The following is a 20,148-nucleotide window of genomic DNA, read 5'->3' on the forward strand; positions in this document are numbered from 1 at the left end:
GCGGCCCTTACTCTTTTGGCCCTTGCTCTTTTCTGCGATCGGGTGACCCCGGATGCCTATTCCGCCGCTTTCCGGGCGGTCAGCAGGTTTTCCGCCGGCAGGTAATCTTCGATATTCACCGGATCGATCTGCGAGGGATCCAGGAATTCCTCGGCATATTGCTTCCAGACACCGGTGCGCAGGAACAAGTCGAACAGGTCCGGATCGATATGCTGATCCTGACACATGAACTTCATGATCTTCAGCGACTCGCTGATCGTCTTCGCCTTCTTGTAAGGCCGGTCGGCGGCGGTCAGCGCCTCGAAGATATCGGCGATCGCCATGATCCGCGCCGGGATCGACATGTCCGACTTCTTCAGGCCGCGCGGATAACCGGTACCGTCCATTTTCTCGTGGTGGCCGCCGGCATATTCCGGAACGCGCTTCATCTTCTTCGGGAAGGGAAGCTGTTCCAGCATCTTGATGGTCACGACGATATGGTCGTTGATCTTCTCCCGTTCCTCGGCGGTCAGCGTGCCGCGCCGGATGGAAAGGTTATAGAGCTCGCCCGTATTGTAATTGCCGACCTTGTGCTCCGGCAGGTCGCCCAGCAGCGGTTCCACGGCGGGCGGCGGCGGCGGCGGCTCCTTCTGGACCCGCATGGCCTCGGGCGGGCTCAGCCCCAGATCCTTATGGAAATGGCGGGTCCAGGTTTGCGCGCCGATCTGATGCAGGCGCTCGATATCTTCGTCATCCATGAATTCGCCGCCGACATTGGCGGTCGCGACGAAGGCGTATTCCTCATTGAGACGCGCGCATTCGAACTCGAAATCCCGGTCGCAGGTATCCGGGTCTTCCCCGGCGAGCTTGCGCTTCAGGCAGGCGATCTCCGCGTCGCGGCGCAGCACCTCGAACCGGGTGCGGATCTCGTGGATCCGGTTATAGATCGTCTCCAGCTTGGAGGCCTTGTCGACGACATATTCCGGTGTGGTCACCTTACCGCAATCGTGCAGCCACGCCGCCACATGCAGTTCGTACCACTGATCTTCATTGAGGTCGAAGCCGGCAAAAATCCCTTCCTCGTTCTCGCAGGCGGCCTTGGCCAGAAGCTTGGTAATTTCCGGCACGCGCTGGCAATGGCCGCCGGTATAGGGCGACTTGTCGTCAATCGACGCCGCGATCATCTCGATCAACGAGTTCCACAGCATGCGCTGCTGCTGGATCAGCAATTGGTTCTCGAGGGCCACCGCCGCCTGGCTGGTCAGGGCCTCGATCATCGGCTGCATGGAGGCATCGAACGCAATCGTGTCGCCGCGCAGGGACCGCGCGTTGATCAATTGCAGGACGCCGATGACCTCGCGTTCCGTATTGATCATCGGAACGGCCAGGAAGGATTTCGAACGATAGCCCGTGGTTTCGTCGAACTTCTTCGTACCGGAGAAGTCGAATTCCTCTGCCTCGTAGGCGTCCGGAATATTGCTCGCCATGGCCTGGTGATACACGGCCGAGGCGACGTTGTTCATGTTCTTGGACTGATCGTCGCGGTATAGCGGCACGGGCGGGAACGGGATTTTCTTCCCGGTCGTGCCACCCATCGCGATATTCAGCTTATCGTTCCGCATGATCTGGAAGGACAGACCGGTCTCGTCCTCGGTCACCAGATACAACGTCCCGCCATCGGCATTATAGATCGTCTTCGCCTCGAGGAGGATCATCTCCATCAGGCGGTCGTGATTGCGTTCGGAGGACAGCGCGATTCCCAGCTCGACCAGCCGGTGAATCATGCGCTCACCAGCCCGCCGCCCAAACGGAGTTTCCCGCCGTTCGCTGTCGTCGTCGTCTTGGATCTCGTCGGATCCTTGATCTAGGCCTGTCTCCATTGGAACCAGAATACTACCCATGCCGCGCGGCGCCCGGATACCCGATCCGCGCGCCGGAAAGTGTTAACGCTTCACTTTAGAGTGTTTCACGCCCTTACGGAAGCGTCGACATTGCCGTGCACCTTCTTCCGACTCGGCAACGTCCGCTATCCAATCAATGGCCACGAATTGCGCCCGTGTGGAGCTATTTGCTGGTCGCCACATAGACGCCGTCCCAATTGGCGGGCGGCGGATTGTCGCGGTACTCCGAGATTCGGAAGGCGAGCATGGCGTAGTATCCGTCCATCGCGCCACCCAGCCCGCCGCGCAATTCCGTCAAAATCGCCTCGGCACCGGCCCAATCCTGACTGCGATAGGCGGCCAGCAGCGCGCCGTGGGAGTGTGCATGGTCCACGAATTCCTGGCTCTGACGCATATCCTTGCGTCCCAGCAGGGTGAAGATTGTCACCGCCTCCGCCTTACCCTTCACGGCGATACGGTCGAGTTCCAGCGTGGCGAAATCCGCCTCCGCCTCGGCCTGCGTGTCGCCGCCGATGACGATGCCGACGCCGTATCCCTTCGACTGGCCTTCCAGCCGGGACGCCAAATTGACCGCATCGCCCAGGACCGAATAGTCGAACCGTTGTTCCGAGCCCATATTGCCGACGACACATTCGCCGGTATTCAGGCCGATCCCGATATTCAGCGGCAGGAAGGGCACCCCTTCCGCCTCCGCCTCGCTCCGCCGGGCCTCATTCAGGACATGCAGCGCCTCGAACATGGCCAGCGCCGAATCGCAGGCGACATTCGGATGCCGCGCGACGTCCAGCGGCGCGTTCCAGAAGGCCATGATGCAATCGCCCATATATTTGTCGATCGTGCCTTGGCGTTCCAGGATGCAGTTGGTCAGCGGGGTCAGGAACCGGTTGATCAGGACCGTCAGGCCCTGCGGGTTGCCCTTGAAGCTCTCTGAAATCGTGGTGAACCCGCGCACGTCGCAGAACAGGAAGGTCAGGGTCTTCGTCTCGCCCCCCAAGGTCAGTCTTTCCGGCTGATCGGCCAATTGCTCGACCAGCGCCGGGGAAAGATACTGGGCAAAGGCGCCGCGGATCTGACGGCGCTGCGCCTCTTCGCGGGTGAAGAGGATGATGGTTCCGGTCAAATAGATCGCCAGGGACGACAGGCTGGGAAAAACCGGGTCGAAGAGCTGCAAATCCTCGGTGAAGCGGAACCAGGAGAAGTAGAAGGCACCGGCAACGCAGACCGCGCCCAGGATGGCGGATTTCAGCGCGCCCAGGCGGGGCATCGCCGCGATCAGAAGGATGCCGAGCCCCAGAATGAAGGCGAGTTCGTAGAACAGGGCGACGGCGGGCCTTTGGAGGTAGTGGTCCGCGATGATCTGTTCTGCGATCTCGGCATGAATCTCCACCCCCGGATACTGCGACTGAAGCGCCGTCGACCTAAGATCGAACAGGCCGGCCGCGCTGGTGCCGACAAGGACGATCCCACCGGCCACCATGGCCGGGTCGAACTCGCCGGTCAGAACGTCCTTGGCGGACAGATAGCGTTCCGGCCGGTGCCCGGTCGAATGCAGCCACAGACGTCCGAACCGGTCCGTCGGGACGGTCTTCGCCCCGATCTGAATGGCGGCGATCCCGCTTTGATCGCCCGATTCCAGGCCGGAAGCGCCGTGGGCGGTGCCGCTGGCATAGACGATCATCGTCTCGACGCCCTGAACCGTACGGAAGGCCTCCACGACCAGAGAGGGATAGAGGTTGGTTTCGCCGCCATCGCCCTTGTCGAGCTGGAACACGGTAGGGATCCGCCTCACCAGCCCGTCCTGTTCCAGACGAAGGCTGAATGTCCCATTGCCGGAGGCGGCCGCTTCGAAAATCGGCAGGTTTGTGATGGCCCCGTTGTAGAGCGGTTGAATTTTCGTACGCGCATCCGACGCGCTGAGCCCCTTGGTCGCGAAGGTCCCACCGAATTTGGGCACATGCGGCAACCGGCCGTCCTGACTGAGCACGAAGCCCAGGACGACGGGGTTATAGGCCTGCAGATACTGCGCGAAGGCGGCATCGAAATCGGGCAATTGCTTGACCTGGGCGATCAATTCGTCGGCCCCGGCCAGGACGCTCCATTCGTCGGCGGCGTTCGGCGGTGACAGGCGGTCGGCCTCGGCGAAGACGATGTCGAAGGCAATGACGGCAGCCCCCGCCTGGCGCAGATTGACGATCATCTGGGCGATCTTGATCCGGGACCACGGCCATTGGCCCAGGGCCGCCAGGCTTTCCTCGTCAATATCGACGATGCGCACCGGGATGTCCGCATCCGGCACATAGTCGCGGGGCGCCTCGCGCATCATCGTGTCGAAAACGAAGAATTGCAGTTGCTCCAGCCAAGACGGCTGGGAGGTGCGAATGTAAAGCGCCGCTGCAAGGATCAGCAGCGGCGCCCAGTAGTGACCCGACTTTCGAATTAGCGCGAACATCGGCGATGGCGCCAGCCGCCTAGGTCTAATTCAGAGGAATGCCGCCGACCTCCACGGTCGCAGTGCCGCCGGCCGACGGGTTGACCGTCAACGAAATGTTCTGCGTCCGCGTATCCGTGAACTGCACTTGAATATTGGTGCAATGAACGTCGCAATTGTTCGAACGTGAGAAATCACTGGTCTCGAAGATTGCTGGACCGGAAGCGTCGCTGAAGTTGACACTGGCGCTTGCCGACCCGTTGTTCATACCCCCGCCAATTCCAGTATCGTTAATGCTCGAGAATGACGCGCTGATGAAGCGGGAGCTGAAATTGACACTGGACGAGTAACTGAACGAGACACCGTTCTGATTGACACTCACAGACCCGGTGGACACGGATCCCGATCCGGCGCTGTTGATGATGTCGCTGAAGGTGGTGGTCGCATCCGCAACGGGGCTGGAAATGACCGGCAACGGGACTTGCGTGTTGCCCGGGTTGTTCAACTCACCCAGAACAGGGTCGTTGCTCGCGCCGGATCCTTCATTGGCGTTGTTAAGCTGCGCGTTGGACGCCTGTTGCTGCTGTCCACCTTGCTGCTGATCGGAGCCCTGCTGCTGCCCGTCATTCTGCTGCTGCGTGCCGCGTCCGCCAAGCGGTGCGGAAACCTGCTGAATGGCACCCGGCGGGGCGATGAAGAACACGGGCGGCTGGCCCGGCGACGCCAGGACGGCCCCGCCCGGTCGGTTCAGATCGACACTGCCATTCGGAGAACTGAAATTGAAAGAGCCCGTATTCGCATTCGTTTGGGTCAACGGCCCCGGACCGGCGAGGGCCGCGAAGACGACCGGTTGACCCGGCGACGGGTTGAGCGTCGACGTTTGCTGCGGAAACTGCTGCTGCGCCTGATCCGGCGACAGCACCGACACGACGCCGATCGTTCCACGAATCCCGATCGTGCCGACCGGCAGTTTGATCGTCATGTTCTCCGGCGTTCCGGCAGAGATGTTGCCCGTGACGAACCGCATCACGCCCTTGCCCATGGACGCGGCCAGGGAGCCCTGCCGCGTCGCCGGATCGTAGACGAATTCGTCGATTGTCATTTCGCTTTCCGGGCCGATCGTGAAGACTGTTTCGTCCAGCAACAGGATCTGCATGCCCGAATCCGCGCCCGACGTAATCTGATCCTGCAGGAAGATCGGTTCCGCGCTGACGATCTGGCGGCCGACCGCATTGGCGCGCGCCAGGGCAACCTCGCCGCGCACTGCCGCCGAAACCCCGGCCTGCGTGGCGTCCTGGGCCAGGGACGGTGCGGTCCAAAGCGTGGTGGCCGCCAGTGCGGTCATCAGGGTCGTGGCAATGCGGTTCATCTTGTCCTCCCCGCCGGCAGCCGGCGCCTGCCGGTCAGAAATCCAGTTTACGTGTCAACAGGACGGACACGCGTGCGCTGTCATATTGGAAGTTGGTGATGTTGGACCGGACATAATTGTATTCGCCCGAGAACGAGACATTTGTCTCGTTCAGGAACTCCTGAATCGAGTCATTGATGTTGACCGATTGCTGCAGATAGTCGTCGCCGATCAGATCGACCAGAGGCATGCCATAGGTCATCCGAACGCGGAACGGTTGTTCGATCCGCTTCTCGCCCGTTGCACCGACAACCAGCGCGTCCGACGCCTTGTACTGGCGGACGCCCATCATCAGGCTGCTCAACAAGTAATGCTCGCCTCCCAGAAGCCAGGTGTGGCTCGCCTCGGCGCGATAGTCCTTGTAGGAGTAGATGCGCGCATCGCTATTGCCACCGTCCGGCGACGCCGTTTTGAATTCCGCCGTGCCGACTAGGCGGACATAGTGATCGGGGTCGACCCGCATACCGGCGCCGGCCAGCGTCGTATACTTATTGCCCGACCGCAGCGTCAGTGTCCCGAAATTCGGCGTATTGTGATAGTCCTCGTCCTGGATCGTGAAGGACGCGAACGTATCCAGGCGCGGCAAATCTTCCAGCCCGGTCAGCTTGTGCTTGTGATCGATGCGCAGTTCCAGACCTTCCGACTGATAGAACTTCGCCCAGTCCAAGCGCATCGTGCGGATAAAGGCGCGCGGAGAGAAGGTGAAGTTCGGATAGCGCAGACGCATTCCGACATCGAATGTCGCGGCGTGCACGTCGAGGCGGCTCTGCTCCGTCAGCGTGTCGGCATACAGATCAACGCCCCCGAAAATTTCATGCTGATTCTGGAAACCGGGATCATGCGTGAAGTCGTAGCTGAGGATCGTTAGAATCCCCAACATGCCCTTTTCACGGTCCTCCGCATTGGTGATCGGTGCGCGGACGCCGGCCGCCTCCAGCTCGCCCGAGGCCGGGGCGGAGTTGCGGTTGGTATCGTAATAGGTTCCAAGACCGACCAGAACCGAATGCTTCGTGCGCTGTCGGCGCCGTTCGATCTCCGCCAAGTAATCGTCGACTTCCTTGCGTACCTTTGGTGGCAGGCCGTCGACGGCCGCCACCGCCTGGAACTCGCGCTCAGCCTCGTCGATGCTGTCCAGCCGGAACAGGGCGAGTGCGTAGTAGTACCGCACCTCGAGCGCGTCCGGCGCAATCAACAGGATTCGTTCAAGGGTCGCGGCTGCCCCACGGACGTCGCCTCGCTCCAACTGAGTGCGCGCGAAGCAGACGTTCAGGGCGATATTGTCCGGATCAGACAGAATCTCGGCGTAGGAGACCTGTGGGCAGTTTTGGTCCGCCAGCGCATCGCTGGCCTCATTCGCCGCGCGGATCGACGCTTCGATATCGGAGCGGCGCGTATCGGCCTTTTCGGCTTCCTGTTCGGGAGAGACCTGCTGCGCGATCCCGCCCTGAATCAGCAAGAACGCGCCCAGCGCCGCCCCTGCCGTTCCGGCAATCGCCCTTTGAACGATACGAAAATCCATCACTTCAGTCCCCCGCGCACTCCCCAACGGCGTCATATACGCCGAATCGCAACTTTCGAAAAAGTATCAAGCATCGTGGGGTGGCGAAAGAAATAATCCCGATTTTCCGGGTCGGATGGGCTTTCTGTTGCAATTTTGCCCCATTTTCCTGGAATGGGTGCAAAATGCGGGCACGTTACGCGTCAGGATGCGGGCATCAGAGCAGATTGATCCGCATGTTTTCGCGCGCCACGATCGCGCCGGACCAGACCTTACGCGCCTCCAGCTCCAGGGCTTCCATGAAGGCGTCGTCATGGGTCGGGTCATGATGGAATATCGCCAGCATCCGCACATTCGCGGCGCGGCACAGCCGGACCCCCTCCTCCCAGGTGGAGTGACCCCAGCCGACCTTTTCCGGGAATTCCGATTCGGTATAGGTGCTGTCGTAAATCACCAGATCGGCACCTTCGATCAGCGCCAGAATGTTCTGATCCGGCTCGCCCGGCACGTGCTCGGTGTCTGTGACATAGCAGACCGACTTGCCGCGATGCTCGATCCGGTAACCGGTCGCACCGTTCGGATGGTTCAGCGGGGCGGTTCGCACCCGGATGTTTTCGGTCAGATTGAACGTATCGCCGGCGCTGAAATCCGAAAAGGTCAGCGATCCGCGCATCGCTTCCAGCGGCACCGGGAAGAAGGGTTGAGCCATCTGACCGGACAGAACCTTGCGGATGCCGCCCTGATCCGCCTCGACATGGCCGGCCATGATTTCGAACGATCGGTCTGGCAGAAAAGCCGGGGTGAAGAAGGGAAAGCCGTTGATATGGTCCCAATGCGTGTGGGACAGCATCAGATGGGCGCGCTTCACGTCCTTCTTCAGCATCCATTGCCCCAGCGATCGGATTCCCGTGCCGGCGTCAAAGATGATCCGGTCCCCGCCGGCGGCGACTTCGATACAGCTTGTATTGCCTCCGAAACCGATATGGCGCGGCGACGGACACGCGATGGAGCCCCGGACTCCCCAAAACTTGACCTTAAACGCCATGCTAAACCTCTCTTCCGCCCCGACGCCCCAACTTCGGCGCAGCCCCCGACGCCACTAGCTTTACGGCATAAGACCGATTTGAAAGAAATTTGTCTATTTTTTTAACCAAATCTCTCCAATCGAATCAGCTCTTTGGATACAGACGCAGCGTGATCCGTTCATTCTTTTTCTGATTTTCAGGGATCGGTTGCTTCGCCACATCCAGGTTCGGCACTTTCGGATCCGTGTCGGCATAGCCCGACGCGTTCAGCCATTGCGGCTGCATCCCAAGTTCGATGAAGGCCCGCACCACCCGCGCGGCCTGAGCGGCGGACAGTTCCCAATTGCTGGGAAACGTCTCGCCGGGCGGCGGCAAGTCCGAGGTGTGGCCTTCGACATCGACATAAAAAACGTCATAGGGCGGCTCTTCCAACTCGCGCCGGACCGCGTCCAGTACATCGATCGCGCCCGGGGTCAGGACCGTCGTGCCCGGCTGAAAAAAGTAGCCGGCGGCAAAATCGATCACGAGGCCTTCATCGTCGAAGCCCACATTAACCGCGTCCGGCGGGAAGGTGCTCGCTTCCGACAGGACCGAGTTCATGGTCGCTTCCAATGCGAAGATCGGGGTGTCCTTGGTCGTGGTTCCGCCGATCTTTTCCGCAATGCCGGCCTGGACCTGCTCGAACACGGGCAGTTCGATTTTCGAGAAGGAGACCAGCATGACGAAAAAGGCCATCAGAAGGGTGATGGCGTCCGCATAGGTCACCATCCAGTCTTCGCCCTCGTCCTCGGGAACATTGGGGCCGGATTTTCGCCGTCTCGCCATCGTGTCGTTCCCTTTCGCCGCGCCTAGGACTGCTTGTCGATGTCGAAGCGAATATTGGGATCCAAGAAACTGTTCATGCGGTCCGCAATATACCGGGGTGAGCGGCGATCCGCGAGCATGACCAGCCCTTCAGTGATCAATTCGTGTCGAAAGCGTTGAATCTGCTGACGCTGGGTCAGCTTCGTCGACGCCGGGATCAGGATCAGCCGCGCGAACAGAACGCCGTAAAGCGTGGTGTTCAGGGCCACGGCCAAACCGGTGCCTAACGCCTTCGGATCTTCGCTGAGATTGGACAGCATGATGATCAGACCGACCAGGGTTCCGATCATACCGAAGGCAGGCGCCGTCGACCCCATGGATTTCAGGATGTTGGCGGGAACCATGTTCCGCTCGAAGGTCTTTTCCGCCGCGATCTCCATGGATTCGCGCAGTTCCTCGCCGGTATAGCCGCTCAACAGATTTTCGACGCCGAAGCTCAGGAAATCGTCGGCTTCGACCTTGCCGATTTCCTGTTCCAGGCCGATCAGGCCCTTCTGCTGCGCCAGATAACCCCATTGGATGATGCGGCCGACCTCCTGATTCAGGACGTTCCGGCCGGCTCGATACACCGCGAACATGCTGAAAATCGCACGCAGGGACAGCATGACATAGCGGTATTCCTGTCCCAGAAAGGTCGCCGCCAAAGTGCCGCCGACGACCATCACGGCGCTGAAGACATCAACAAAAATAAGATAATTGTCGGTGGAGGAGACCACCGCGAATACAAACAGGCCGAACGCCAGGATAAAGGCGAATAACGTATTGATAGACATAGGCTGCGACTGTCTCCCCGTGAACTCAGCCTGATATCCGGGCTGTCCGCCCAAAACAAATGTGCGACAGTATGCGCGATTCGTTCGATGTCGACCGCAACAGTTTGGTTAACTATGGTCGCCGAACCAATGAAAACACAAGAAAAGTCGCCCTCGACGGGCAGGAGTCCCATCTTGCGCCACCGCCCCCGCCGCAAATCCCGTCCCGCCACGCCTCGTCAGGCCGACCCGATCGAGGTGCGCGTCGAACGTTTCGGCGCCCGGGGCGACGGCATCGCCCGCGGCCCGGAGGGCCCGCTTTACATTCCCGACACCGTACCCGGCGATCGCGCGATCGTTCTGCCCGGCGCGACGCGCGGCGACGGCCGTGCCGCAACCCTGAGGGAAGTCCTCGAATCCGGACCCGGCCGGGTCACGCCGCCGTGCGCACACGCCGACCGGTGCGGCGGCTGCACCCTGCAGCACGCATCGGGCGATCTGATCGCGGCGATGAAGCGGGATCAATTGGCCGAGGCCTTGGCGCGCAAGGGGTTGCCCGCCGACATTGTCGCGCCGACCGTCAGCGTCCCGGCGGGGTCCCGGCGGCGGCTGCGCCTGTCCGCCCTGCGCCTCGCCGCGGGAACGGTTCTGGGGTTCAACGAACGCGCCAGCGGCAAGGTGATCGATGTCCGGGAATGTCCGGTCGCGCGGCGCGAACTGACGGATCTGTTCCCGGCCCTGAGAGACCTCATTGGCGGCCTGGAATGCCTTGGGCGCGGTGCGGACGTGCAGGTGACGCTCAGCGACACCGGTGTCGAAATCCTGTTGATACCGACCAGCGGCGGCGACCCTTCCCTGGATGAGCGGCAGGATCTGGTGGATTTCGCCGAACGGCACGACATCGCTCGAATCGGCTGGGAGACGGATGGCATCGCCGAGCCCTTGGTCGCCCGACGGACGCCCCGGACGGTCTTCGCCGGCGTCCCGGTCGACCTGCCCATCGGCGGTTTCCTGCAGCCCAGCCGGGAAGGACAGGAGATCCTGACCCGCCTTGTCCTGCAGGGTGTACCGGACAACGCCCCAACCGTCGCCGATCTCTATGCCGGCTGCGGAAGCTTTGCCGTTCCCCTGTCCAAGCGCGGCGCCAATGTCGTCGCCGTCGAAGGATCGGAAGCGGCGGTCGCCGCCCTGCGGCGCGGTGCCGCCGGACTGCGTCTCCAGGCCGAATGCCGCGATCTGGCCCGCGACCCGCTGGGCGTGACGGAACTGAACCGCTTTCAGGCGGTGGTGTTCGATCCGCCCCGCGCCGGGGCCGCCGCACAGGCCGAGACCCTGGCGCAAAGCGCCGTCCCCCGCATCGTTGCCGTGTCCTGCAATCCCGCCACGCTTGCCCGCGATCTGCGCAGCCTCGTCGACGGCGGCTACACCTTGGACAGCGCCGTCCCGGTCGACCAGTTCACCTGGTCCGGTCATGTCGAAGCCGTCGCGGTGTTAAGCCGTCCCGTTTAGCCGGACCGGTGCGGGCACGGGAACGCAAAATCGACGTGATAATGATCGTCGTGCCTGACCCAGGCCTGTCTGGTGTTGAACACGCCCCAGGACCGCAGCGCGGGGCTGGCGGCGAACAGATCGTCCTGTAGATCCGGGGCGAAGTAGATGCGTCGGATATCGCCACCTTGCCGCCGAGCGGCGGCGCGCAAGGCAATCAGATGATCGGCCGCCGCGCCAAAGTCGATCTGTCCGGAATCGCCTCGTCCCGCGGAATCGAACTCTTCGTCATATCCGTACCGATTGAGCATATGGGTCGGCAGGACCGCATTGTTCCTGAGCGGCATCATGAAATCCACGGACAGGCCTTCCCGATGCGTTCGGTGCGGCGGGAACGGACCGCCCCAGGGAAAGCCGACTTCCCCATAAACGAACTGAACGTCCGGATGAGATCGGGCGAGGGTCCCGTAAGCTTCCATCGTAGCCGCGACGGCTTCCCCCCTGCCATAGGTCCGCAGTGCGAGAATGCAGGGCAGACAATAGGTGCCGAAGTTCTCTCCATAGACCGGCAACCGATCCGCAGGTAACGGCACCGCGCATCCCGGCAAGCCGTCCACCAACCGCGTCACTGCGACCGGGGCAGCAACAATCAAGAGCGCCAGGACGATGAAGCCTGCGAAAATGCGATAGCTGACCGACATAAGCCCCCCTGTTGCGGCGCGTCCAACTCAACAGCCTTCCGCGGCAAAAGTTTGGCGCAATCGGCGCCTCAATGCGGCTAAAGCACGAAGGCCAACAGGAAGGGCAGCGTCGCGAAGCTGATGGCGGTGGAGACGACGACCAGGCCGGCGACTTCGGCCGGGCTGTTGTCGTAGTACTGGGCGAAGAGATAGTTGAACACCGCGACCGGCATGGACGATTGGATCAGGACCACGCCCGCCGCCGGTCCGGTCAGCCCGAAGGCCCAGACCAGCAGAACGCCGACCGCCAGCCCGCCGCCGATCCGCACCACGGACAGGATGACTGCGCGCCCGACCCCCTGCACCGTCAACCGGGCCAGGGAGACGCCGAGGAAGAGCAGCATCAGCGGTATCGTGAACTGGCCGATCAGATGGACCGTATTCGACACCCATTCCGGCAGGGTGGTTCCGGTCCACAGCAGCAGGACGGCCAAGGAGACGACATAGATATGCGGCGTCGACAGGGCACGCTTTACCGACATGCCGCCCGCCGCAATCGAAATCCCCACGGTGAACTGCAGCAGGGCCGAGATCGTGAAATAGGCGATGCCGAGCGCGAGGCCGATATCTCCGAAGGCGAAGAGGCAGAGCGGCAGGCCCATATTGCCGGTGTTCGGCAGCATCAGCGACGGCAGAAAGGCGCGCAGCGGATATCCCCCCGCCTTCAGCGCCAGGTACCCCATTGTCAGCGCCGCCGCATGGGCGAGGATCGCAATCCCCGCGATCTGCCCCAGCAGGCCGATATCGACACCGGATTCCATCAACGTCGAGAAGACGAGACAGGGGCTGCCCACAAAGACGATGATCGGCGTGAACTGATTGGTGTCCAGCGTCCGGCCCGCCTTGATCCAGGCGAAGCCGATGCCGGCCGTCACAAAGACCGGGGCGAGAACCGAGAACAGATCGGCGAGCATCGAGTATCCCTGGTCAGGCGCCGAGCTTGTCGCGCACCAGGGCGGCGACATCCGCTTCCGGCCGCGCGCCGTAGTGCGAAATCACCTCCGCCGCCATGATCCCGCCGATCCGGGCGGCGTCGACCAGGCTGCGGCCTTGCGTGTAACCGTACAGGAATCCGGCAGCGTATTGATCGCCCGCGCCGGTCGTGTCCACGACCTTGGCGACCGGTTCCGCATCCACCACATGCACCTCGTCCTTCGAGATCACAACCGACCCCTTTTCCGACCGGGTCAGGCAGGCGATGCGACAATCGCGCCGGGCGTTCTGCAAGGCGGCATCGAAATCGTCGACCTGATAGAGCGAGGTGATTTCGTCTTCATTCGCGAACAGAATGTCGACATGGTCGCGCACCAGCGCCAGGAAGGCGTCGCGGTGACGGCCGACGCAGAAACTGTCGCTGAGGGTCAGCGCGACCTCGCGCCCGGCCGCATGGGCGGCATCCGCGGCGGCGGCGAAGGCGTCCTTCGCGGCGTCCCGGTCAAACAGATAGCCTTCCAGATAGACGACCTTGCCGGCCGCGATGACGGCGTCCTGCACATCGGTCGGGGTGAAATCGGAGGCGGTGCCGAGATAGGTCACCATGGTCCGCTGCGCATCGGGCGTCACCATGACCAGGCATTTGCCGGTACCCGGCCCGTCGATCGCCGGGGAGGCGACAAAGTCGACGCCGATGGCGGTCATATCGTGGCGGAACACGTCGCCGAACTGATCGTCGCGCACCTTGCCGATATAGGCGCCCTTGCCGCCCAGGGCCGCAAGGCCGGCCATGGTATTGCCGCAGGACCCGCCGGACCGTTCGATGCCCGCCGGCAAGGTTTCGTACAAGGCATCGGATTGTTCGCGTTCGACCAGGGTCATGCCGCCCTTCGCCATACCGGCCGCGGTGACCTTCGCGTCATCGACCTCCACCAGCACATCGACCAGCGCATTGCCGATCCCGACGACATCGTACCGCGTATCCGCCATGAATCCTGTCCTTCCCTGAAAGCCGTCCGCTTGTTCCGTGTGACCGCTACTTAGCCCCTGCCCGGCGGTCGGGCAATCCCGCAGCCCCGGAATCGCGCCCCCCTGCGCCGTCAGTTGGCAATGGCACGGACATTTGGCAAATTAAGAACAAGCGATAGGTGACGCTTCAAAAATTGGTGGCCCGTATGGCGTTGGATTTGACCGGTATCAAAATCATGTTGGTGGAAGACGACGTTTCCATGCGGATGATGATCAAGCAGTTGCTCCTCGCCTTTGAGGTCGGACAAGTTAACGAGTATGCCAACGCGACCGACGCGCTGAGCGACATCATCGGCACCAGACCGGACATCATCATTTCCGACTGGATGATGGAACCAATGGACGGGTTGACCTTCGCGCGGCAGGTCCGAATTCTGAAGGACAGGGCGGTCCGAAAGACCCCGATCATCATGTTGACCGGGCATACGGAGCGCCGCCGCGTGGAGCAGGCCCGCGATTCCGGCGTCAACGAGTATCTGGCGAAACCGGTATCGACCAACTCCATGTATGCCAGGCTGCAGGCGGTCCTGGAACGGCCCCGACCCTTTATCGACGCCAAAACCTATCACGGCCCCGATCGGCGCCGGAAGCAGATCCCCCTGCCGGACGACAGGCCCGACCGCCGAAACGCGGGGGCCGCAAAGAAGTCCGGCGAAAAGCCGATCTTTGAGATCAGCAACGAGGATTGACCCCGGGGGTCGGTGCAGCAGGCGCGTCCCAAAGTAAGTTACGGCCGACAGAGGCGCCGTCACAGGTGCAGTAACGGCCCAGGTTGCGGCGCAGGTCAGGAGATGTGACCGCCGGACCAGATTGCGGTGCGCGACATTGGCGGTGAGGGAAATGGCCTTTCCCAGGACGATGTCAGAAAACCTGCTGACGAGCTGAGGAGCCCGGCAACCAGCGGTTGACAGGGTCGTACGTGCTTCGTATCCCACCTGTGCGCATCGTGCGTCGCGGTATCAATTCAATCGGGTGGGACCATCATGAAATTTGTGTTGAAAGGAGTTTGCCTGGGTCTTGGGCTGCTTGCCCTCCAGGCCTGTGCCTTCGTGGATCAGGAAATCGAACTCGGCTACACGCCGCAGGGCTACGAGCCGCAGGGCAGCGGCACCGTCGTCGCCGCCGCGCCGAAAGCCGCTTACACCAACGACCTCAATCCGGAAGGCCGGCTGATCATCGGCACCGTCAAGAACGGTTTTGGATCCCGTACCGCGGACGTCCTGCCGGTCAACGACCCCGCTACCTGGATCGCCAATGCGGTCGTCTCGGAGCTCGAGCTCGCCGGATACACCGTCGAGAAATCCGGGAGCACCGTAGTGGACGACGCCGCGCGCGCCATCGAAGTGAAGGTGACCAAAGTGTTCACCGACCAGGACACTGGCATGATGACGATCGGCGCCATTTCGACGCTGTTCTACGAGCTTACGGTCAAGTCGAACGGCACCGTCGTCGCGACAATCCCGGTCACCTACAGCGCCGACATCTCGGAGCGCAGCATCGCCGGCACCGGATCGTTGAAAGCCGCGGCCCTGAAAGAGGCGCTGGAGAAATCGCTCTCCACAGCGATGCCGCAGGTGCTCGAAGCTCTGCAGGGCACGCCGACGAGCTAAGCCTGTCACGGCAGCGAACAACGGAACGGCGCCCGGATCTCTCGGGCGCCGTTTTCGTTTCGGGAACCAGAACGATCGCCCGAAGAGAACCCGGGCGGCAAGACCATGTCAGGATCGGCGGCGGCGACCGAATTCGGCGTTATCGCACCATCAGGGTGGCGTAGAACACCACGGCGGACAGTACAGCGGAAGCCGGGACCGTCACCACCCAGGCCGCGACAATGGTCAGGAAATGAGTTCGTCGCACCAGCTTGCGATGCGCGATTTCCGCCTGGGGCATCTCAATTTCAGGGTCCGACGGATCGCTGCGCTGTACCATCTGTCGCCGTTTCCGGCTTCGACGGGTATAATACTCCCGGAAAAAGCCGACCCCGAAAACCGCGCCGACGGCGATATGGGTCGAACTGACCGGCAGCCCCATCCAGGATGCTACGATCACCGTGATCGCCGCCGACAAGGCCACGCAATAAGCCCTCATGGGGTTCATCTTTGTGATCTTGGCCCCGACCATGCGGATCAGCTTGGGCCCGTATAGAAACAGACCCAGGCTGATCCCGAAGGCGCCGATCATCATGACCCATCCGGGAATGGCGACCTTGCCCGCGATCGCACCGGCCTGCACGCTGTGAAGGATCGCGGCCAGGGGCCCGATCGCGTTGGCGACATCATTGGCGCCATGCGCAAAGGACAGGAGGGCCGCCGCGCAGATCAACGGAAACCGGAACAGAATGCGCAAGGATTGGTTCCGGTTCTCCATACCCTCGGACTGGCGGCGGATAAGCGGGCGCATGACCAGCCAAACCAGCAGGAACGTACCGCCGGACACGACCAGGATGGTCAGGTCGTCCGGGCGCCAGATCCGCTTCAGCCCCTTGATGCACAGATACCAGGCGAAGGCGCCCGCCATGATGGCGACCAGCAGCGGAACCCAGCGCCGCGCCGCCGCGATCTTGTCGTCGCGATAGATGACATAGACTTTCACAAAGGCCAGGAAGGCCGCCGCAATGATACCGCCCAGCACCGGGGAAATCACCCAACTGGCGGCAATCGCCCCCATCGTACCCCAATTGACCAGCTGAAACCCGACCGAGGCGATGCCGGCCCCCATCACGCCGCCGACAACCGCATGGGTCGTCGAAACCGGGGCCCCGATCCAGGTGGCGAGATTGACCCATAGGGCGGATGAGACCAAGGCCGCGACCATCGCCCAGACGAAGGTCTCGCTGTCCGGTACGAGAGCCGGATCGATAATGCCTTTCGAAATCGTGTCGACGACGTCCCCGCCCGCCAGCAACGCGCCGGCGCTTTCGAATGTCGCCGCGATCAACAAGGCCCCGACCATGGTCAGGGCCCGCGCACCGACCGCGGGGCCGACATTGTTCGCGACGTCGTTCGCACCGATGTTGAGGGCCATATAGCCCCCCAGTATCGCCGCGAATACGACAATGGTCGCGTCGCTCGAAACGCCGGAGACCGAGCCCGCCACGACACCGGACAGGCCCAGGAAAACGATCGCCACACCCAGCGCCGCGTAGTTCCCCGACAGGGCCCGCGCGGCGGATTCTACATGGACGATTTTTTCTAGGTCTTTATCGAGAGAGCCCTTAAGACGCGCCATCCACCATACCTTCTGCCAGCGCCCTCAATGCGCTGTATCCATCCCGCCGCAACCCGCCGATCAGTGACGCGAGCTGCTTGTCCTCGACGCGTCGGGCCGCTTCATCCAGGGTGTACCAGCGTTGCTTGCGCTGCTTGCGCTCGGCCCATTCCAGCCGCTGCTCCAGCACCAGCAACGGATAGACAACCGCCGACGCCGGCACGTCATATCCGGTCGGCATGCGCTTCAGATAGTCGAAATAGCCGATCGGTTCCGGCGCGATAATGCCGAACACCCCGGCCTCTTCCGCCGCTTCCAGTGCGGCGGCGGCACCGGCGGGCCGCCCCTTGACCGGCCAGCCCTTGGGGATGATCCAGCGCTTCCGCTCCCGCGAGGTGATCAACAGCACCTGCGGCTCGCCCCCCACGAAAATGTAAGGAAGCGAGGCGACCTGTTGCACAGATTTCGCCTGCAAAAGCATAGAAGCCCATCCGAAATGCGCTGTGAAAGGACTCGCCCTGTCACAATTTTGAAACAGTGTTTAACGCAGGATTCGGCTGAGTCAAAAGACTTTGGCCCAAAAACATTGGCCGCAAAGCAAAGTCGCGCGCTGTGCCAAACAGAATACGGGGCCAAACAGAATGCGGGCGGTGTCCGGAAGAACACCACCCGCATCTGTTACAGGGTCGAACCGCCCCCGATGAAGTCGGCGAGCAGTCGCGGTGCGTTGGCATCGAAACCGACAATATCCAACGTTCCGGCATCCGACGGATCGGCGATGCTGATGCGGTTGGCCGCGAAGGCCATCTGCACCAGCTTGGCCGGGATTCCCGTGCGCGCACGGTATTCCCGAAGCGCCTGCATCGGGTGGATGTCCCCGATCCAGGTATCGCCATCAGTCAGGATGACGAAAGCATCGACGGCCAGGCCGGACCGAAGGGCATCGACGATCGGCAGAGCCGCGTCGGTCACCCCGAAGGTATGGCCCCGGGTCTTTTCCAGGACCGTCGGCAGCCGGTCCCGGGGCGAGATGCCCAGGTCCCGCATTTCCGACCGCACTATGCCCTGGCGATCGTAGTATCCGCCGGCGAACCCCTTGATCACCCAACGGGATTCCGTGTGGGCGACCACAAGGGCCATCGCCGCCGCCGCTTCCGCCGCCGTCAGGCTTTGGCCGGGCAGGAGTTGGCCCATGGAGGCCGAGACGTCGACCCCCAGATAGACCCGCTTGCCCGTCGCCGGCACATTGGCGAAGGCCTGATAGAAGGCCCCGTCCAACGCGTCGACCACTGCCTGAACCGGTTCCCAGGTCAGACGGCCGCGCAGACCGTGCCCGCCCGCATAGGTCCGGGCCGCGATCAGCAGGGCCGCCGGGTGAATCCGGGCCCGGTGCAGATGATCCCGGTCGTTCAGCACCGCCAGGACCTTATCGACGCTGCCGTCCATCGGGGTCAGAACCCCGACTTGGGACAGTTTCGCCAGGTTCCGGATCAGTGCCGTGACCGGCATATCCGCCAGCAGCGCCCGCCAGACCGCCGGTTGCCTCAGCAGTTCCGTCGGTACGGCTTCCCTGGGCAGGCGGTGGCCCTGAATCAGCGCCGCCGCCGTCACCGGATCAGTCACCCCGGCCAGCCGGGACGCCGCCGCGAGTTGCGACAGGTCGGCAGGCAGAAGATCGGGATCCCGAACGCCACGCAGAATCGCGTCGAACAGGGCCCGACGGCCGGTGTCGGCAGCCGGTACGACCGGGTGCGCCAGGCGCAGCAGGTCGCGGTGGCTCCAACCGTCCCGCTGGCGGTACTTGATCGCCTGATACGTCAGACGGTCCAGCGGTTGATCCAGGTACCAGCCCGCCACGGCACGGCGCAGCGACCGGCCCCAGCCGCGCAGTCCCTGAACCGCGTCGGCGAACTGGAACAGATGGGTTCCGGTTCGCGCGACCCGGGGCAGAGCCAGCAGAGCGGCCTTCCGGGTCGCCGGGTCCTCCGCCGATGTCGCCATCGCCAGGGCCAGAATTGCCGAATCCGGCCGCGCCGACCGACCGCCTTCCGAAACCGCGACGATCCGGTCGACCGCCGCCCGCCCATCCGCGTCGATGACCCGCATTGTCGCGCGGGCCGCGTCGACCGTCAGGGCGACCGGGTTGACATAGAATGTGCCGCTTTCGGTCCCCAAAAGCAGGAATCGGTCGAACAGCACGGAATCCGTCACCGGGTATCCGTACCCGCCGGCGTCGTTGCGCACCATGCCCGGCAGCGGCTGTCGCTGCGGGGTGGCGCCGCCCGGGGCCAAGCCCAGGGACAACAGGTCTTTCAGACGCATTGTTCTTCTCCTTTTCGCGCTGCGCCCCGCCCGTCGGTCGGGCTTCTTAACCGGATGCGGACAATACCGCCCTATTGCGAAACACACGCATAGGTGCAAATCGCATTGTGTGCCGGGTTCCGATGGGAGCCCGGAGAATCGGAATTGTCTGCTGCCGGCGCGGATGTCCGGAACGAAACGGGCGTGCGGCGAGGTGGATACCGTCTTTTACGACGGAGAGGAGTCGAACCCCCATCCGGATCTGAAATCCGGCGCTACCGAGCTAAGATAATCCAACCATCAACGGCCCGTTCCGCTCCGGACGACCGGGTCGGGGCGATGGGCATGGTGCTGGCAGGGATCCGGGCGTGAGCCCACGGTCTTCTTGCGAAGTATCCGACGTTACGGGTGATAACCCTGCCATTTCGGCCCATCGCACGCGACACCGGTCTAAGCCGGACGGGCGTGTGATGGACCTCGGCGGGGATCGATTAACTGTCGATTACCGAGGACTAGCGGCCCGTCCGAATTCCGGCTGCGGCGAACATTGGTCCGTATGCGAACCGATTCATGTTTGCCTCCAGTTTCGAACTTT

Annotated in this window: 16 protein-coding genes; 3 read left to right on the forward strand and 13 right to left on the reverse strand. The window is 62.6% G+C overall.

Annotated elements, in window-relative coordinates; genetic code table 11:
- Positions 1 to 56 precede the first annotated feature (56 nt).
- The 7 genes from ACO06O_RS14255 to ACO06O_RS14285 form a co-directional block, all read right to left on the reverse strand.
- Entirely contained in the window at positions 57 to 1,763 is a 1,707-nt protein-coding gene (locus ACO06O_RS14255) for an HD domain-containing phosphohydrolase (RefSeq protein ID WP_421880923.1), read from the reverse strand.
- Between the two features lie 280 nt (positions 1,764 to 2,043).
- Positions 2,044 to 4,329, reverse strand: a complete 2,286-nt coding sequence (locus tag ACO06O_RS14260; protein ID WP_421880926.1) for a CHASE2 domain-containing protein — start codon at positions 4,327 to 4,329, stop codon at positions 2,044 to 2,046.
- Positions 4,330 to 4,354: 25 nt separating this feature from the next.
- The gene (locus tag ACO06O_RS14265; protein ID WP_421880930.1) at positions 4,355 to 5,677 is read right to left on the reverse strand and encodes a FecR family protein; all 1,323 of its coding nucleotides are present in this window, start codon (positions 5,675 to 5,677) and stop codon (positions 4,355 to 4,357) included.
- 34 nt (positions 5,678 to 5,711) lie between these two features.
- Positions 5,712 to 7,235: a tetratricopeptide repeat protein gene (locus ACO06O_RS14270; protein WP_421880934.1), complete on the reverse strand. Its 1,524-nt coding sequence runs from the start codon at positions 7,233 to 7,235 to the stop codon at positions 5,712 to 5,714.
- Positions 7,236 to 7,431: 196 nt separating this feature from the next.
- On the reverse strand, positions 7,432 to 8,259 hold the full coding sequence (locus ACO06O_RS14275; protein ID WP_421880937.1) for an MBL fold metallo-hydrolase: 828 nt from the start codon (positions 8,257 to 8,259) through the stop codon (positions 7,432 to 7,434).
- Positions 8,260 to 8,383: 124 nt separating this feature from the next.
- Positions 8,384 to 9,064: an OmpA/MotB family protein gene (locus tag ACO06O_RS14280; protein WP_421880941.1), complete on the reverse strand. Its 681-nt coding sequence runs from the start codon at positions 9,062 to 9,064 to the stop codon at positions 8,384 to 8,386.
- Between the two features lie 23 nt (positions 9,065 to 9,087).
- The gene (locus tag ACO06O_RS14285) at positions 9,088 to 9,876 is read right to left on the reverse strand and encodes a motility protein A (protein WP_420419494.1); all 789 of its coding nucleotides are present in this window, start codon (positions 9,874 to 9,876) and stop codon (positions 9,088 to 9,090) included.
- Between the two features lie 174 nt (positions 9,877 to 10,050).
- Here ACO06O_RS14285 and ACO06O_RS14290 point away from each other — a divergent pair, with 174 nt between their 5' ends.
- Positions 10,051 to 11,364, forward strand: coding sequence for a class I SAM-dependent RNA methyltransferase (locus tag ACO06O_RS14290; protein WP_421880945.1), 1,314 nt, complete (start codon positions 10,051 to 10,053; stop codon positions 11,362 to 11,364).
- On the opposite strand, the gene ACO06O_RS14295 is transcribed toward ACO06O_RS14290, so the two are convergent.
- The 3 genes from ACO06O_RS14295 to ACO06O_RS14305 all read right to left on the reverse strand — a co-directional run bounded on the left by ACO06O_RS14295 (position 11,361) and on the right by ACO06O_RS14305 (position 14,006).
- Positions 11,361 to 12,044, reverse strand: a complete 684-nt coding sequence (locus tag ACO06O_RS14295) for a penicillin-insensitive murein endopeptidase (protein WP_421880948.1) — start codon at positions 12,042 to 12,044, stop codon at positions 11,361 to 11,363. The genes ACO06O_RS14290 and ACO06O_RS14295 overlap by 4 nt on opposite strands.
- 77 nt (positions 12,045 to 12,121) lie before the next feature.
- Positions 12,122 to 12,997 (reverse strand): AEC family transporter, encoded by an 876-nt coding sequence (locus ACO06O_RS14300; protein ID WP_421880950.1) that lies wholly within the window; start codon positions 12,995 to 12,997, stop codon positions 12,122 to 12,124.
- 13 nt (positions 12,998 to 13,010) lie between these two features.
- Positions 13,011 to 14,006 (reverse strand): adenosine kinase, encoded by a 996-nt coding sequence (locus tag ACO06O_RS14305; protein ID WP_421880953.1) that lies wholly within the window; start codon positions 14,004 to 14,006, stop codon positions 13,011 to 13,013.
- 197 nt (positions 14,007 to 14,203) lie between these two features.
- Here ACO06O_RS14305 and ACO06O_RS14310 point away from each other — a divergent pair, with 197 nt between their 5' ends.
- Complete coding sequence (locus ACO06O_RS14310; protein WP_421880955.1) at positions 14,204 to 14,734, forward strand: response regulator; 531 nt, start codon at positions 14,204 to 14,206, stop codon at positions 14,732 to 14,734.
- A gap of 294 nt (positions 14,735 to 15,028) precedes the next feature.
- Positions 15,029 to 15,655: a hypothetical protein gene (locus ACO06O_RS14315; protein WP_421880958.1), complete on the forward strand. Its 627-nt coding sequence runs from the start codon at positions 15,029 to 15,031 to the stop codon at positions 15,653 to 15,655.
- 139 nt (positions 15,656 to 15,794) lie between these two features.
- Here ACO06O_RS14315 and ACO06O_RS14320 read toward each other — a convergent pair whose 3' ends face one another.
- The 3 genes from ACO06O_RS14320 to ACO06O_RS14330 form a co-directional block, all read right to left on the reverse strand.
- Entirely contained in the window at positions 15,795 to 17,273 is a 1,479-nt protein-coding gene (locus ACO06O_RS14320) for an inorganic phosphate transporter (protein ID WP_421880960.1), read from the reverse strand.
- Entirely contained in the window at positions 17,260 to 17,733 is a 474-nt protein-coding gene (locus ACO06O_RS14325; protein WP_421880962.1) for an NUDIX hydrolase, read from the reverse strand. Before ACO06O_RS14325 ends, ACO06O_RS14320 begins: the two co-directional genes overlap by 14 nt.
- A gap of 197 nt (positions 17,734 to 17,930) precedes the next feature.
- A complete protein-coding gene (locus ACO06O_RS14330) occupies positions 17,931 to 19,574 on the reverse strand; it encodes a TROVE domain-containing protein (protein WP_421880965.1) in 1,644 nt (547 codons plus the stop codon).
- Positions 19,575 to 20,148 lie beyond the last annotated feature (574 nt).

The organism is Pacificispira sp. (genome assembly GCF_965228185.1).
GTDB lineage: Bacteria > Pseudomonadota > Alphaproteobacteria > UBA8366 > Aestuariispiraceae > Pacificispira.